General features: G+C 74.3%; 10 protein-coding genes. 5 read left to right on the top strand and 5 right to left on the bottom strand.

Going from position 1 to position 14,517, the window contains the following annotated elements; all coding sequences use genetic code 11:
- Positions 1–38: 38 nt before the first annotated feature.
- The 4 genes from ACFW47_RS10260 to ACFW47_RS10245 form a co-directional block, all read right to left on the bottom strand.
- Complete coding sequence (locus ACFW47_RS10260) at positions 39–3,188, bottom strand: substrate-binding domain-containing protein (RefSeq protein WP_386305465.1); 3,150 nt, start codon at positions 3,186–3,188, stop codon at positions 39–41.
- A 7-nt stretch (positions 3,189–3,195) separates the two neighbouring features.
- On the bottom strand, positions 3,196–3,558 hold the full coding sequence (locus ACFW47_RS10255; RefSeq protein ID WP_217244745.1) for a hypothetical protein: 363 nt from the start codon (positions 3,556–3,558) through the stop codon (positions 3,196–3,198).
- Between the two features lie 250 nt (positions 3,559–3,808).
- On the bottom strand, positions 3,809–4,888 hold the full coding sequence (locus tag ACFW47_RS10250) for a hypothetical protein (RefSeq protein WP_386305463.1): 1,080 nt from the start codon (positions 4,886–4,888) through the stop codon (positions 3,809–3,811).
- 64 nt (positions 4,889–4,952) lie between these two features.
- Positions 4,953–6,194, bottom strand: coding sequence for a PP2C family protein-serine/threonine phosphatase (locus tag ACFW47_RS10245; protein WP_386280317.1), 1,242 nt, complete (start codon positions 6,192–6,194; stop codon positions 4,953–4,955).
- 67 nt (positions 6,195–6,261) lie between these two features.
- Here ACFW47_RS10245 and ACFW47_RS10240 point away from each other — a divergent pair, with 67 nt between their 5' ends.
- The 3 genes from ACFW47_RS10240 to ACFW47_RS10230 all read left to right on the top strand — a co-directional run bounded on the left by ACFW47_RS10240 (position 6,262) and on the right by ACFW47_RS10230 (position 8,921).
- On the top strand, positions 6,262–6,723 hold the full coding sequence (locus tag ACFW47_RS10240; RefSeq protein ID WP_386279966.1) for a hypothetical protein: 462 nt from the start codon (positions 6,262–6,264) through the stop codon (positions 6,721–6,723).
- A 159-nt stretch (positions 6,724–6,882) separates the two neighbouring features.
- Positions 6,883–7,800, top strand: a complete 918-nt coding sequence (locus ACFW47_RS10235) for a hypothetical protein (protein ID WP_386305461.1) — start codon at positions 6,883–6,885, stop codon at positions 7,798–7,800.
- Between the two features lie 110 nt (positions 7,801–7,910).
- Complete coding sequence (locus ACFW47_RS10230; protein ID WP_386305459.1) at positions 7,911–8,921, top strand: endonuclease/exonuclease/phosphatase family protein; 1,011 nt, start codon at positions 7,911–7,913, stop codon at positions 8,919–8,921.
- Positions 8,922–8,951: 30 nt separating this feature from the next.
- Here ACFW47_RS10230 and ACFW47_RS10225 read toward each other — a convergent pair whose 3' ends face one another.
- Entirely contained in the window at positions 8,952–11,036 is a 2,085-nt protein-coding gene (locus ACFW47_RS10225) for a PhoX family protein (protein ID WP_386279974.1), read from the bottom strand.
- Between the two features lie 264 nt (positions 11,037–11,300).
- Between ACFW47_RS10225 and ACFW47_RS10220 the strand changes: the two genes are divergently transcribed.
- Together ACFW47_RS10220 and metG are read left to right on the top strand one after the other, a co-directional pair.
- Positions 11,301–12,716 carry a VWA domain-containing protein gene (locus ACFW47_RS10220; RefSeq protein WP_386279976.1) on the top strand — a complete coding sequence of 472 codons (1,416 nt, stop codon included), beginning with the start codon at positions 11,301–11,303 and terminating at the stop codon, positions 12,714–12,716.
- A gap of 97 nt (positions 12,717–12,813) precedes the next feature.
- The gene (gene metG / locus ACFW47_RS10215) at positions 12,814–14,430 is read left to right on the top strand and encodes a methionine--tRNA ligase (protein ID WP_386279978.1); all 1,617 of its coding nucleotides are present in this window, start codon (positions 12,814–12,816) and stop codon (positions 14,428–14,430) included.
- Positions 14,431–14,517: the final 87 nt, after the last annotated feature.

Genomic DNA, 14,517 nt, shown 5'->3' with positions numbered 1-14,517 from the left:
TGTCCGCCGGAGTCGCTCCGCTCGCTGCCGCCGGACCATCAGGCCTCCCCCGTACCGATGCGTGCAACCTCGTCGTGCAGGGCGGCGCCGAGGTCGTCGTCGGCGTCGACGCAGCGGCCGCCGCTCGCCTCGGAGACCCGGGCGTCCGGCTTCCCCTCGTCACAGGCACCGCCCTTGAGGGAGACCATCGCGACGGGCACGTCCACCGCGCGGGCGAGGGCCAGCAGGTCGCCGAAGCGGTCGCCGCCCAGCGCGCCCACGTCCTCGTCGTCGGTGACGAAGACGATCAGCCCCGGCCGCTCGTCCCCGGCGCCCCGCTGCTCCATGGCGTCGAGCGCGGACCGCAGCGCGCCGAGCGGGTCGGCCTCGGCGTCCCGGACGCGGACCTTGCGGTCGATGGCGCGTTCCGCCTCCGCGCGGGTGTGCGGGCCGAAGGGCAGGACGGTGTCGTACGTGTCGCCGTCGCTGTCCGCCACCTCCCACACGGCGTACTCGTCCCGGTCGCCGAGGCCGCCCAGGGACTGCTTCAGCAGGCCGGGGCCACCGCTGGGTCCCTCCCACTGGCCGGCCATCGACCCCGAGGCGTCCAGCAGGAACAGCACCCGGCCGGGCCCGTTGGCGTTCTTGTAGCCCTCCAGGGACGCCTCCATCGCGTCCCGTCCGGCGGACTCGGTCAGCGGGGACGGCGCGCGCAGCACCCCGTCCCCGACCACGTCCGTGTCGAGCAGGGCGCGGTCGCCGCCGGCCGCCCGGAAGCCGTCCCGGGCGAACGCCGCCCGGCCGCCTTCGCCGCCGAGCCACCGCCGGAAACCGTCCGCCGCGCGGTCCCGGTCCGCCCCGTCGCGCTCGGCGCCCTGCCAGCGGACCCGGACGAACAGGGGCTCCAGCCCCGGTACGTCGCCGGGGTACTGCGCCATCCGCGGGGTGCGGCGGGCGCTGTCGCAGTCCACGCCGCTCTTCAGCAGGAACTCGGGGACGAGGGCCGCGGTGCGGTTGTCGACCGCGTCGTCGTCGGGCAGCGCGCACAGCAGCTCGGCGGCGGTCGGCGCGGGCGGGCCGGACTGGGCGACCCGGTCCTCGGCGCGGCGCGGATCCGGGGCGGACGCTTCGCCGGTGCCGCGGTACAGGCCGATCGTCGCGAGCAGTCCCGTGGCGGTGTGCTCGGGGTCGGGGCGGCGCACCGCGGCGGCCGGGTGCCGGGCGCGCAGGGCGTCGATCATGCGGGTGAGCGGGGGGCCGGCGCGCTCGTCGCGGGCGTCGGCGGCGAGCTCCTGGGGGACGGCGAGCACGACCGGCGAGTACGCGAAGGGATCCTCGTCGGCGTCCAGTTCGGCCACGGCGTCGGTGTCCTGGCCCGCGGTGACCCGGGCGGCGTCGGCGGGGGAGCCGGGTATCCACACGTCGGGCTGCGGGCCGACGTCGCGCTGCGGGTTGGTGTCGTCGTCGGGGGGCTCCTGCCAGGCCCGGGTCTGCTTGCGCAGGGCGGTGACCGCGTCGGCGGCGCCCGCGCTGTAGACGGTGATGCCGCTGAGCCGGCAGTCCTCGCCGGTGGTGTTCTCCGCGGACGTCAGGTAGGCGTCGGCGGCGGCCCGTACGGTCGGTTCCAGGTCGGGGTCGGTCAGGACGCGCAGCTCCAGGGGCGGGGCACAGGAGGACGGGCCGTCGCCGCGGCCCGTGAGCTGGTGGACGCCGAAGCCGCCGGCGGCCAGGACGAGCAGCGCCGCGGCCCCGGCGACCAGGCGCCGGGCCCGTCGGCCCGGGCCCGGACCGGGCGCCGAGGAGTCACCGGGACGAAGGACACCGCGCACCGGCACCCGTCCGGCCCCGCCGACGGCACCGAGCAGCGCGGCCAGGCGCGCCAGGAGCCGGCGGGCGCTCCCCGGGCCGGGCGCGGGGCCGGGATCGCGGCCGGGAACAGGGCGGCGGCTGCCGGGAACGGGGCTTCGGCCGGGATCGGGATCGCGGCCGGAATCGGGGCGGAGGCCGGGGCCGTGCGCGTGATCGGTCCCGGGGACAAAACCAGGTCCGGGGACAAAACCAGGTCCGGGGACAGGCCCAGGTGCGGAACCGGAACCATGAACCGGACCGGTCGCGGAATCCGCCCCGGGGACAGCCCCCTCGCCGGCCACAGGGCCGGGCACAGGACCAGGCGCATGGCCGGGACCAGGACCAGCCCCATGGCCGGGCACCGGACCGGGGCCGGGGCCGGGGCCGGGCGCGGCACTCGGACCGGGGCCGGGACCGGGACCGGAACCGGGCAGGCCCTCAGCCCCAGGCCCGGCCCGGAGGCCAGACGCAGAACCAGCCCCAGGGCCAGGGCCGGACTCACGGCCGGCCCCGGGACCGCCCCCCGCCCCAAGGCCGGGCCCAGGCCCAGGCACCTGCCCGGCCCCGCCGCCGGGCGAACCGCCGAACGCCCCCGCCCGGGCGGCGAGGAGCACGTCCGCCCCCGGCTCGACGCGGCTCTCCGGCTCCCATGCGTCACCCCGCACCGTCCGGTGACCGGCGGCGGCCATCCGCGCCCGCAGGCCGTCCGCGAGGTCGCGGAACGAGACGTCGCCGCCCTCCTTCAGCAGCGCCGCGAGCTCGGCGGTGAACGGCGTCGGTGTGTCGGGGTCGCCCGCGTCGATGCGGTGGTTGGCCTGCACGCTCATCAGCAGCAGCACGCGCCGCTTGTCCCGGGGGTCGGGACGGATCCAGGCGGCGTTGCCCGCGAAGCAGCAGTCGAGGACGATCACGATCCGGCGGGCGGGACTGGAGGCCAGCACCGCCTGCACCGTGCTGAACATCTGCGCGCCCGGGAAGACCGCGTGCCCGCCGGCGACCACGCGGGCGTTGCGCAGTTGCAGGAACAGTTCGTCGCCCGCGTTGGGGATCGCCCCGTGGCCGGCGAAGTACAGCAGCAGGACGCCCTGCGCCTCCTTGGCGGCCGTCCACAGCTCCCGGTCGAAGGTGACCTGGTCGGGAGAGCGGCACACCGTGATCTCCCGCTCGCCGAACACGTTGCCGTGCCGCAGTGCCTCCGCCAGCCGGTTCAGGTTGTGCTTGACCGCGGGGAGGTCGCCGGGCACACCGTCCGGCGGCGCTGTGTTGTCGTACTCGGACACCCCGACCAGCAGGGCCCGGTTCGCCTTTCCACGCGGGTCGTAACCGGTGTTCGCCTTCCCCCGCGAGTCGTGACCGGTCACCGGCCGCCTACCTGTCGTCGGGACGCACCGGCTCGACGCTGGCCTCGGGAGGCTCGCCGTCCTCCACCGCGCGGCGGTTGGCCCGCCAGGCCTCCACGGAACGGGTGACCTGGTCCACCACCGTCTGGAACATCGCGCCCGCCGCGCCCCCGATCACCGCCACCACGATGTCCATGCCGATGCCCATCGGGGCTCCGGCCTCGTCCGTCCGGCTCCGTTCGTCGATCCGCAGCTGGTCGGTCCGGGCCAGATCGGCAAGCGGTTTCTCCCGTTCGAGCCATTTGTGCAGCGCGCCGATGTCACTCTCGCTCGCGGTCCCGTCCAGCCGGATGCGGATACCGCGCGTCACCACTCCATCCCCCTCAGCCATAACTCGACATCATGGCACCGCTGTTGCGCGTAGGGGAGGGTCTGTACGCCGCTCTCGTGACGCGCACGCGGGCGCACGGGCCGAACGGGAGGGCGCCCGGGACCGCCGAGCGCCGGCCACCGGTCCCGCCCCGCGACGACGGCCCGCACCAGCCCGGTCGGCCCCGCCCGCACCGACCGCCGCGGTCACCGACGCCGCCCACGTCCCGGCCCGTGGCACCCGTGGCGCCGCCTGCGGCCGCCCGCCGCGCTCAGCTCTGGGTCTGCAACCGGTTCAGCTCCCGCTGCACATGATCCAGTGCCCCCTCGCGCCGGCCCGGCACCCGGCCCCGCAGCGCGGCCAGTGCCGTGCCCAGTTCCCGGGCGGCCTCGGCGTCGCGGACCCGGCCCCACTGGTGGTGGGCCCGGTCGACCGCCGCCTCCACGGCGGGCGCCCCCGGCGGCTGGCCGGCGGCCAGGCGGGTCTGGGCCACCGTCAGCCAGGCCCGGCAGCTGCGCGCCGGGTCGCCCGCGAACATCGCCAGGTCGGCCCGGACCTCCGCCCAGTGCAGCGCGTCCTCCGAGGCGGGGCCGCGCGCTTGGGCGGCGGCCAGTTCGTGGCGGGCGGCGAGCGCGTCGGCGTCCGCGTGCCGCCCGGACTCCACGGCGGCGGCGATGAGGGCGTGCGGGTCGCCCGCGGCGGGCCCCGGCGCCCTCAGCACCAGGTCCGCCCCGGCCGGCGCGCCGCTCGCCGCGGCGTCGGCCGCGACGCGGGCCAGCGCCTGCTCGTGCAGCTGGTCGACCGGCGGCCGGTGCCCGCTGCGCAGGATCGTCGCCACCGCGCGCATGTACGCCGGGGCGGCCACCGTCCGACGCGAGGGCGGCGGCGCGATGCGCCCGTGCACGGCGTTGTTGCGACCGCAGTCCAGCGGGTTGGTCCGCAGCCACTGCCAGGTCTCGTGGTCGGCGTGCAGGTCGAGCAGCAGCGTCGTCGCGCCGCTCGGCCGCAGCCGCAGCTCCTCCTTGATCCAGTGCCAGGGCAGCGCGGTGTAGCGGACGGTCGCCGGGGTGGTGCGGGCCAGCGCGAGGTGCGGCAGGCGCTGGCGCCGGTCGAGCTGGAGCTGCCCGGCGACGTAGACGGTCAGCGGTCCGGGGGCCGCCGCGGCGGCGCGCAGCCGGGTCAGGACGGCCTGCGGCTCCAGCGGGTCGGCGAGCTCTACGACGTTCGCGGTGTCGGTGCCGGAGAGCACGGCGGGCTCCACGGCCGCAAGTACCGGAAGCACGGAGGCGGCGTCCACCAGGCACCCCTTGCCCACGGGCGACGCCGCGAGCAGCAGCACGGTTCCGGGCATGTCCCCTCCCCCTGTCGATCACGTACGGCAGCACGGTAACCGCTGCGGCTGCGAAGCGCGGCACTCAGTCGAGGGCCGGCCCGCCCCGCCGCCGTACCGCGAAGACCGTGGTGTCGTCCGACAGCCGCCCCCGGCAGTGCCGCAGCGTGCCGTCCCGCACGAGCGCCACCAGCCGGGACGGCGCGGCGTTCGAGGGGTCGGCGGCGACGGCGCGGGAGACCTGGTCGGCGTGCGGGTAGAAGCAGCCCTCGGCGTCGCGTGCCTCGGTCACCCCGTCGGTGACCACCAGCAGCGTCTCGTCCACGGCGAGGTCCGGCCGGGAGACCGGCGGCGCCACCGGGCCGGGCAGGAGGTCGCTCATGCCCAGCGGCAGCCCGCCGGCGGCCGGCAGGTACCGCACGCCGCCCGGCCCGGCCGCCAGCGGCGACTCGTGGCCGAAGACCACGGCTTCCACGGCGTCCGGCAGGTCCGGGCGGAACCCCACCAGCACGGCGGTGGCGAAGCGGTCGCCGTCGGAGCGGCCGAGGGCCGCGGTGTGCTCGCGGTGGCGCCGCATGCGGATCTCCAGGCGTTCGGCGACCGTGGCGAGGTCCGGTTCGTGGTAGGCGGCCTCACGGAACGTGCCGAGCAGCGCGGCGGCCGTCTCCACCGCCCCCAGCCCCTTGCCCTGCACGTCGCCGACGAGGACCCGGGTGCCGTGCGGGCCGGGCTGGACGTCGTAGAAGTCGCCGCCGACCCGGGCCTCGGTGTCCGCGGAGAGGTAGACGGCGGCGTGGTCGAGGCCGCCGAAACCGGCCGGAATGGGGCGCAGCACGGTGCGGCGGGTGGTCTCCGCGATGTCCCGCATGTGCAGCATGCGCTGCTCGCCGCCGACCCGGAGCGCGGCGGCCAGCACGGCGATGGACCCGCCGAGGCTGACCAGGATCAGGCCGGGCAGCCCGGTCTCGTCGCGGTGCTGCCAGGTGGTGTCGGCGAGGACGTAGACCGCGACGGCGGCCACGGCGAACAAGGCCGTGGCCCGCACCCCGCAGATCGCCGCGGCGACACCGGGGACGAGGACGGTCCAGGAGATGATGTGGAACGCGCCGGTGGCGTTGTCGATCAGCGTGATGGCGGCGAGCATCAGCAGCGGCATCAGCCAGGCCACGCTGTGACCGCGCACGCTGAGCAGCTCGTGCCGCGACACGGCGTCGCCCCGGCCGGCGGCCTGGACGAGCCGGCCGAGCGGCCGCCACCGGCCGCGCACCGGCTTGCGGACGCGACCCCTCACGGGCCCCAGCGAAGCACGCCCCCCTGCGGCCCGCATCCTGACTTGCCGGCCGGCGCGGACAGGTGTGCCCTGGTAGGCGGGGGCGAGCGAGAGGAGTGCTCTCATGGCTCACGCGGTACCGACGACCGGCACCTCCACCGGAAGGGGCGCACGCGGCCGTGCGCCCAACGCCCTGCCCGACGTCTTCAGCGAGCGGACCCACCTGGTGGCGAAGTGGGCGCTGCCCGTCCTGGCCGGGCTGGTCTACGGCTACTGGGCCGCGTCCATCAGCCGCCGCGGCGGCCCCATCACGGGCTGGAATCTGCTGTTCGGCTTCATGACCGCGCTCGCGTTCGTCGTCCTGTACGCCGTGGTCCGCGCCCTCGCCGAGCGGCTGCCCCGCGAGGGTCACGCGGTGCTGTGGGGCGCGTTCGCGGGCAGCGCGGTGGGGTTCCTGTACTCCAGGAGCGGCGTGGCCATGTTCACCTGCGTCCTGGTGTCCCTGCTGGTGGCGGCCGCGGTCACCGGCGCGTTGTTCTACCGCTACTACACCTGCGAGGACGCGGAGGGCCATCGCATCGCGTGACGGGGCCGGACCGCCCGAGCGTATGCGGAACCGATCGAAGCCCCGCCGGAGGCCTACCGCAGGCCCGGCCGGGCGCGCAGGGCCCCGATCGGGGTTCTGCCGGGGCCATATGCAGTCACGCCGGTCGCCCCCGCCGCCCGCGGGGCCTTGCCTGGAAGGGTGTCCCCACGTCCTCGCAACCTCCTGTCGGCCGCCCTGATCGCCCTCGCCTGCCTGCTCGCACCGTGCGGCACACTGGCCGGCTGGGCGGTGTACGGGCTGGCCGACACCGGGCGGTACGTCGCCGTCATGGCGCCGCTCGCCGGTGACCCGGACGTGCGGGACGCGGTCGCCGACGCCGTGGGGGACGGCGTCGCGGGTCAGGTCGCGGCGGCCGGACCGCTGCACGGCACCGTGCGGGACTTCGTGCAGGACGCGGCACGGTCGTTCACGGTGACCGACGCCTTCCGCGAGGGCTGGAACGAGGCCAACCGGACCGTGCACGCGGCCGTCCTGCGCGCCCTGCGGGACGACCGGACGGCGGGACGGCCGGTCACCGTCGACCTGGCCCCCGTCACCGCCCGCGTCAAGGACCGGCTCACCGAGGACAACGTGCCCTTCGCGCGGCGCATCCCGGTCCGGCACACCGAGGTCACCGTGCTCCCGGCCCACGAGGCGGACCGGCTCAGGAAGGGCTACCACGTGCTCGACGTCGCAGCCTTCTGGCTGCCGCTGGCGGCCGTCGTCTTCGCGCTCACCGGCATCGCCGTCGCCGCCTGCCGCCGCCGCGCGGTGACGGCCGCCGGGATCGGCACCGCGCTCGGCGGTGCGCTGCTCGCCCTCGCCGTCGTGATCGGCCGCCGGGTCACCCTCGCCGGACTGCCCGGCGCGGTGGACGGCCCGGCCGCGGGCGTGATCTACGACGCCCTCACCGAGACCCTGCGCACCGCCGCCTGGCTGCTGGTCGGCCTCGGCCTGACGGTCGCCCTCGCCTCCTGGCTCACCGGCCGGTACGGACACCTGCTGCGCCGCCACCGCGCGCCCGCGGGCACCCCCGTCGATCCCGCACCGACCCGGCCGCCCCGCGCCCGGCTCTGAGACCGCGGAGTGCGCAACTTCCCGCCCGCGGTTCCCGTCTTTGGGGGAGGATTCGGGCATCGCACGAAGCGCACGGGCAGGCACCGCACCCGCGAGTGAAGGGCCGGGACTTGGACACCGACACGGCGACCGGCGAGTGGACGGACGCACGCGAGGGGCCGGCGGCCCGCCGCACCGGGGGGCGGCGGTTCGGGGCCTGGTGCGCGGGGCTGCTGTTCGCCGCCGTGAGCGTGATCGTCGGCTGTCGCGTCGCCGACACCGACGGCGTCACCCCCGTACCTCAGCTGCTCGCCTTCCTGCCCTGGCTGCTCGTGCCGGCCGGCGCCGGACTGCTGCTGACGCTGCTCGCCCGGTGGTGGACCGGCGCGGTGTGGGGAGTGGCGCTGCTCGGGCTGCTGGCGTGGTTCATCGAGCCGTACGGCAAGAGTGCCGAGCCCGCCGGGCCACCGGTCGCCGAGGTGCGGGTGCTGACCTCCAACGTCGAGTTCGGCCAGGGCACCGACGCGCTGATCTCCGCCGTACGGCGCGAGAAGCCCGACCTCGTGTTCGTCCAGGAGTGCGAGTACACGTGCGACGCGGCGCTACGGCGCGAACTCGCCGCCGACTACCCCCACCGGCAGGCCGTGCAGGGCGGCGGCTCCGAGGGCTCGGTCATCCTGAGCGCCTTCCCGCTCGAGCCCACGCCCGGCGTCCCCGCCACCATGGGCATGCCCGGCGCCGTCGCCGACGTGCGCGGCCACCCGGTACGGCTCCAGCTCGCCCACCCGATGCCGCCGCTGCCGGACCAGGTCGGGCTGTGGCGCGAGGAGCTGGACGCGCTGCGCGACGCCGTCGCCGGGGACGGCGGCACCCCCACCGTCCTCGCCGGGGACTTCAACGCCTCCCAGGACCACGCCGCCTTCCGCCGCATCCTCGACACGGGGCTGAGCGACGCGGCCCGGCTGGCCGGGGCCGACCGTACGGTCACCTGGCCGGCCCGGACCGCGCCGGCGTTCGGCGTGCAGATCGACCACGTCCTGGTCTCGGAGGAGTTCGCCGCGCACCGCGCCCGGTTCCTGGACCTGGCCGACACCGACCACCGGGCGCTGGTCGTCGACCTGACGCTGCACGGGGCCGGCTGACCCGTACCGGCCCCGTGCGCCCGGTCGGACTCAGACGCCGATGTCGCGGCCGTCCTCGCGCCACACGGCCACGACCGCCGGGCGCACGTAGGTGCCGGGCCCGTCGGGCCAGGTGCTGGCCGGCTCCGCCACGGAGGCTCCGTCGACCTCGCCCGGGTGCTGTACGGCGACCAGCACGCGCCGGTCCTGGATCAGCGGGCCGCAGGTCTCGGCGCCGGTCGGCACGGTCAGGAACTGCTTCAGCTCACCGCGCCGGTCGCCCCTGGTGGCCACGCCGAAGAGGCCGTCGTGGCTGCCGAGCGCGTTGCCGTCGGTGGACAGCCACAGGTTGCCGTGGTCGTCGAAGGCGACGTTGTCGGGGCAGGAGATCGGGCTGACCCGGTCCTTGGGGAAGCCCGCGAAGTAGGTCGCCGGGTCCTCCGGGTCGCCGGCGACGAGGAACAGCGACCAGGCGAAGCGGGTGGCGTCGGCCCGGTTCCAGCGCTCGGTCAGCTCCAGCACGTGGCCGTGCTTGTTGCCGTTGCGCGGGTTGGCCTCGTCGGGGCCGGCGTGACCGGTCTTGCCCCGGTTGGTGTTGTTGGTCAGGGCGACGTAGACCTTGCCGGTCTTCGGCGACGGCTCGATGTCCTCGGGCCGGTCCATCTTCGTGGCCCCGACCTTGTCACCGGCGAGCCGCGTGAAGACGCACACCTCTTCGGCGGTCATCCCCTCGACGTGCGAGACGGCACCGTCCTCGGTGGCGGTGACCAGCGGGATCCACGTGCCGCTGCCGTCGAACTCACCGTCGCGCGGCAGCGTCCCCGTGCCGTCGATCTCCATCTGCGGCGAGTCACCGGAGAGCTTGGCGACGTACAGCGTGCCCTCGTCGAGCAGCGAGAGGTTGTGCTCGCGCGCCCACCGGGAGCTCCCCTGCCGCATCCGCTTGCTGCCGACGAACTTGTAGAAGTAGTCGAACCGCTCGTCGTCGCCCGTGTAGACGACCGGACGCCCGTCCCAGGTCAGCCGCACGGTCGCCGCCTCGTGCTTGAAGCGGCCGAGCAGCGTGTGCTTGCGCGGGGTGGAGTCGGGGTCGTACGGGTCCAGCTCGACGACGTACCCGAAGCGGTGCGGCTCGTTGGGCTCCTGGGCGACGTCGAACCGCTTGTCGAACCGCTCCCACTTGCGCTCGGTGGCCCCGGTCCCGATCCCGTACCGCTTGTCCGTCGCACTGCCGCCGTTGGCGAAGTACTGGTTGAAGTTCTCCTCGCCGTGCAGCGTGGTGCCCCACGGGGTGGTGCCGCCGGAGCAGTTGTTGAGGGTGCCGAGGACCTTGCGGCCGGTGCGGTCGGCGGAGGTCTTCACCAGGTCGGACCCGGCGGCCGGGCCGGTCAGCCGGAACTCGGTCGTGGCGGTGACCCGCCGGTTGAGCCGGTGCCGCGTGACGGGCGTCAGCTTCCCGCTCCGGCGCTCCTCCTCCACGACCACGGCCGACAGGCCGTGCGCGGCCCAGGCGATCTCGACCTGCTCGCGGGTCGGGTTCTCGGGGTCGTAGTCGCGGAACATGAGCACCTCGTCGGTGTACTCGTGGTTGGCGACGAGGACCTGGCGGCCGTGCTCACCGCGCAGCGGCAGCAGCGCGAGGAAGTCGTTGTTGTACCCGAACTGCCCGGCCTGCGCCTTCGCGCTCTGCTTCTCCGGGTCGAAGGCGGGCGCCCCGCGCAGGATCGGCTCGCCCCAGCGGATCACGACGTCCTGCCGGTACCCCTCCGGGACGGTCACGGTGTCGTCGGTGTTGGGCGCGACGGGCGCGAACCGCAGCCCGCGCGCACCGTCCGTCCTCGACGGTTTCCCGTGCCCGTGGCCCTTTCCGGCCGCCACAGCGGCCTGCGCCGACGGCGCCCCGGCCACGCCCACGGCGCCGGCACCCGCCGCGGCGACGGTGACGACCGCGGCGGCGCGCATCATGGAACGGCGGCTGAGGGCGCCGGCGATGACGTCGCCGGCATACTCGTTGGAACTGGTGTTGGGCACCTCGTGGAAGCAGGCGTCACCACACCGGAAACGGCAGGTCATGGCGGACCGGCCGCCAGGGTGCGAACCGGACGGCGTTCCGATCAACGGCAGCAGCTTGCGCACGTGTTCTCCCTTGAGAAGCCCTTGGATGCCCTTGGTGTCAGCGCGACCGTAGGGGTACATACGTGCGGGAGACGGGCGCCGCGGTGAACGACGGGTGAACCCGTGGAAGCCGGGAAGGAATTGCCGCGGCGTCTCGATCCCTCCTTGACGCGCCCGCCCTTTCGTGGCAGACCCTGCACAAGATCACAAACCGGGGCCGCTAACCTTACGTGTCCGTCCTGGCCAGGGATCTACGGGCATCAACTCACGCGAAGGGTTGCGCACATGGGCATTCTCACTCTCCTGCGGAACGCGTTCGGCCGGTCACGCAAAGAACGGGCCGCCCAGGCGGAGGGTGCGGTGCAGGAGACGGCACCGCCGGCCACCGCGCCGGAGCCGCAGCTCCCGTCCCAGCCCACCGCGCCCGCGGAACCGGCCGCTGCACCGGAGACCGTCCAGCTCCCCGAGCCCCGCCCGGAACCGGCCGCCGCCGACGAGCACGAACTCGTCAAGGCCGCCTTCGCCAACATCGCGGTCCCGAAACCGACGGAGTCCCCGGACCCGGGTCCGACCGCGTCCCCGGCCCCGGAAGCCGGGGCAAAGCCGGCCCCGGAGCCGGAAGCGACGCCGGAAGCGCCCCGGGACACCACGCCGACGACCGCCCCGGAGACCAAGGCGCAGCCCGAAAGCGATCCGGCGCCCGAGGCAAAGCAGGAGCCCAAGGCGGAGCCGGAAGCCGAAGCGGAGCCGGCCCCGGAAGCCAAGGCGAGGCCGGAAGCCGAAGGGAAGCGGGAGCCCGAGCCGGAACCCAAGCCGGAATCGGAGGCCGAGGCCAAGCCGGAGGTCGCCACCGCCACCGAACCCGGGCCCGAACCCGCACCCGCACCGGCACCGGCCCCCGCAGCCACCCCGGCCCCCGAGCCCGCAGCCGCCGACGGCGAGCAGCCCCCGCAGGGGTCACCCGCACCCGACAACGAAAGCAGCACGGGCGGTGCGGTCGGGAACACGAGGGCCGAAGGCGCAGCCGAGGCCCCCAAACCCGCAACCCCCGCGGCGCGAATCCGCAGCCGCGCCCCCCGCCTCACCAGCGCCTACAAGGCCGCCGCCACCACCCTCAAGAAGCACCACCTCACCGGCACCCGAGCCAAGGTCCACCTCGTCCTGGACCGCTCCGCCTCCATGCGCCCGTACTACAAGGACGGCTCCGCCCAGGCCCTCGCCGAGCAGACCCTCGCCCTCGCCGCCCACCTCGACCCCGAGGCCACCGTCCACGTCACGTTCTTCTCCACGGAAGTGGACGGCACCGGCGACCTCACCCTCACCGGCCACGAGAACAAGATCGACGAGCTGCACGCGGCGCTCGGCCGCATGGGCCGTACCAGCTACCACGCCGCCGTCGAGGCCGTCCTCGCCCACCACGCCGAGGAGGAGGCCCCCGGCACCCCGGCCCTGGTGGTCTTCCAGACCGACGGCGCCCCGGACGCCAAGACCCCCGCCACCCAGTCCCTCACCGACGCGGCCGCGAACCACCCGAACGTCCACTTCGCCTTCGTCGCCTTCGGTGACCCGGAGAACAAGGCCTTCGACTACCTCCGCAAGCTCAAGACGGGCAACACCTCCTACTTCCTGGCCGGCGAGACCCCCAAGGAGCTCACCGACAAGGAGCTCTACGAGGGCGTACTGGCCACCTGGCGCCCGTAGGGGCAGACGGCGGACAGGGAGGCCCGCCCCGCCACCCCCTGTCCGCCCCCCGAAACGCGTGTGAGCCGATCTCCACCGGACCAGTAGGATTTCGCCCATGGCGGCCACTGGAACCGAGAAGCAGGGGGCGAAGGCGTACTACGTCTCGACCCCCATCTACTACGTGAACGACGCTCCTCACCTGGGCCACGCCTATACGACCGTCGCAGGCGACGTGCTCACCCGCTGGCACCGCCAGCGTGGCGAGAAGGTGTGGTACCTCACCGGCACGGACGAGCACGGTCAGAAGATCATGCGCACGGCCGAGGCGAACGGGGTCACCCCGCAGGCCTGGGCCGACAAGCTCGTCACCGAGGCCTGGAAGCCCCTGTGGGAGCACCTCGACGTCGCGAACGACGACTTCATCCGCACCACGCAGAAGCGGCACACCGACCGCGTCCAGGAGTTCGTGCAGGACCTGTACGACAAGGGCGAGATCTACAAGGGCGGCTACGAGGGCCCGTACTGCGTGGGCTGCGAGGAGTACAAGCTCCCCGGCGAGCTGCTCGACGGCGAGGGCGAGTACGCGGGCCAGAAGCTGTGCCCCATCCACAAGAAGCCGGTGGAGATCCTCAGCGAGGAGAACTACTTCTTCAAGCTCAGCGAGTACAGCGAGAAGCTGCTCGCGCACTACGAGGCCAACCCGGGCTTCATCCAGCCGGAGTCCGCGCGCAACGAGGTCGTGAACTTCGTCCGCCAGGGCCTGCAGGACCTCTCCATCTCCCGCTCGACCTTCGACTGGGGCGTACCGGTCCCCTGGGACGACAAGCACGTCATCTACGTGTGGATCGACGCCCTGCTGAACTACGCCACGGCGGTCGGCTACAACGAGAACCCGGAGAAGTTCGAGTCGACGTTCCCGGCCGACGTGCACCTGGTCGGTAAGGACATCCTCCGATTCCACGCGATCATCTGGCCGGCGATGCTGATGGCCCAGGGCCTGCCGCTGCCGGGGAAGATCGCCGCGAACGGGTGGCTGATGGTCGGCGGCGAGAAGATGAGCAAGTCCAATCTGACCGGCATCAAGCCGCAGGACCTGACCTCGCACTTCGGCGTGGACGCGTACCGCTGGTACTTCCTGCGCGCGATCGCCTTCGGCCAGGACGGCAGCTTCTCCTGGGAGGACTTCTCCGCCCGCTACACCAGCGAGCTGGCCAACGACTACGGCAACCTCGCCTCCCGCGTGGCGGCCATGGTCAACAAGTACTTCGGCGGCGAACTGCCGGCCTCGGCGGCCGACGGCGACGCGGAGAAGGCCATCCACTCCGGCCTGACCAGGGCCGTCACGGAGGCCGACCGCAAGATCGGCGAGGAGCTGGACTTCCAGGGCGGCATCCTGGCGGTCTTCGACTTCGTCAAGCAGGTCAACGGCTACATCACCGAGCAGGAGCCCTGGAAGGTCGCCAAGGAGGACTCGCCGGAGGGCAGGGCCCGCCTGGCGACGATCCTCTACACGGCAGCGGAGTCCCTCCGCGCGGTGGCGGTCCTCCTCAACCCGATCATGCCCGACACCTCCCAGAAGCTCTGGGACTCCCTCGGTGCGGAGGCCTCCCTGGGCGCCCTCGCGGAGCAGCGGGTCCAGGACGCGGCGGACTGGGGCCGGCTGCCGGCCGGCTCGACGGTCACCAAGGGCGCGGTGCTGTTCCCCCGTCTCGAGGAGAAGCCGACCGCGTAACACGCTCGCTACAGCACGGGGCCCGGGAGAGGCGGAGCTTCTCCCGGGCCTTCCGCGTTTGCGAGGATCGGACGCAGAACCGGCACA

This window comes from Streptomyces sp. NPDC058796, from assembly GCF_042745235.1.
Taxonomy (GTDB): domain Bacteria; phylum Actinomycetota; class Actinomycetes; order Streptomycetales; family Streptomycetaceae; genus Streptomyces.
The sequence above is the reverse complement of the archived record's forward strand: the minus strand, read 5'-3'. Positions and strand labels throughout refer to the sequence as shown.

Excerpts from the sequence above, each read along its gene's own strand:
- metG (WP_386279978.1), top strand. The coding sequence starts at position 12,814 with ATGGCGGCCACTGGAACCGAGAAGCAGGGGGCGAAGGCGTACTACGTC.
- ACFW47_RS10250 (WP_386305463.1), bottom strand. The coding sequence starts at position 4,888 with ATGCCCGGAACCGTGCTGCTGCTCGCGGCGTCGCCCGTGGGCAAGGGG.
- ACFW47_RS10255 (WP_217244745.1), bottom strand. The coding sequence starts at position 3,558 with ATGGCTGAGGGGGATGGAGTGGTGACGCGCGGTATCCGCATCCGGCTG.
- ACFW47_RS10240 (WP_386279966.1), top strand. The coding sequence starts at position 6,262 with ATGGCTCACGCGGTACCGACGACCGGCACCTCCACCGGAAGGGGCGCA.
- ACFW47_RS10245 (WP_386280317.1), bottom strand. The coding sequence starts at position 6,194 with ATGCGGGCCGCAGGGGGGCGTGCTTCGCTGGGGCCCGTGAGGGGTCGC.
- ACFW47_RS10220 (WP_386279976.1), top strand. The coding sequence starts at position 11,301 with ATGGGCATTCTCACTCTCCTGCGGAACGCGTTCGGCCGGTCACGCAAA.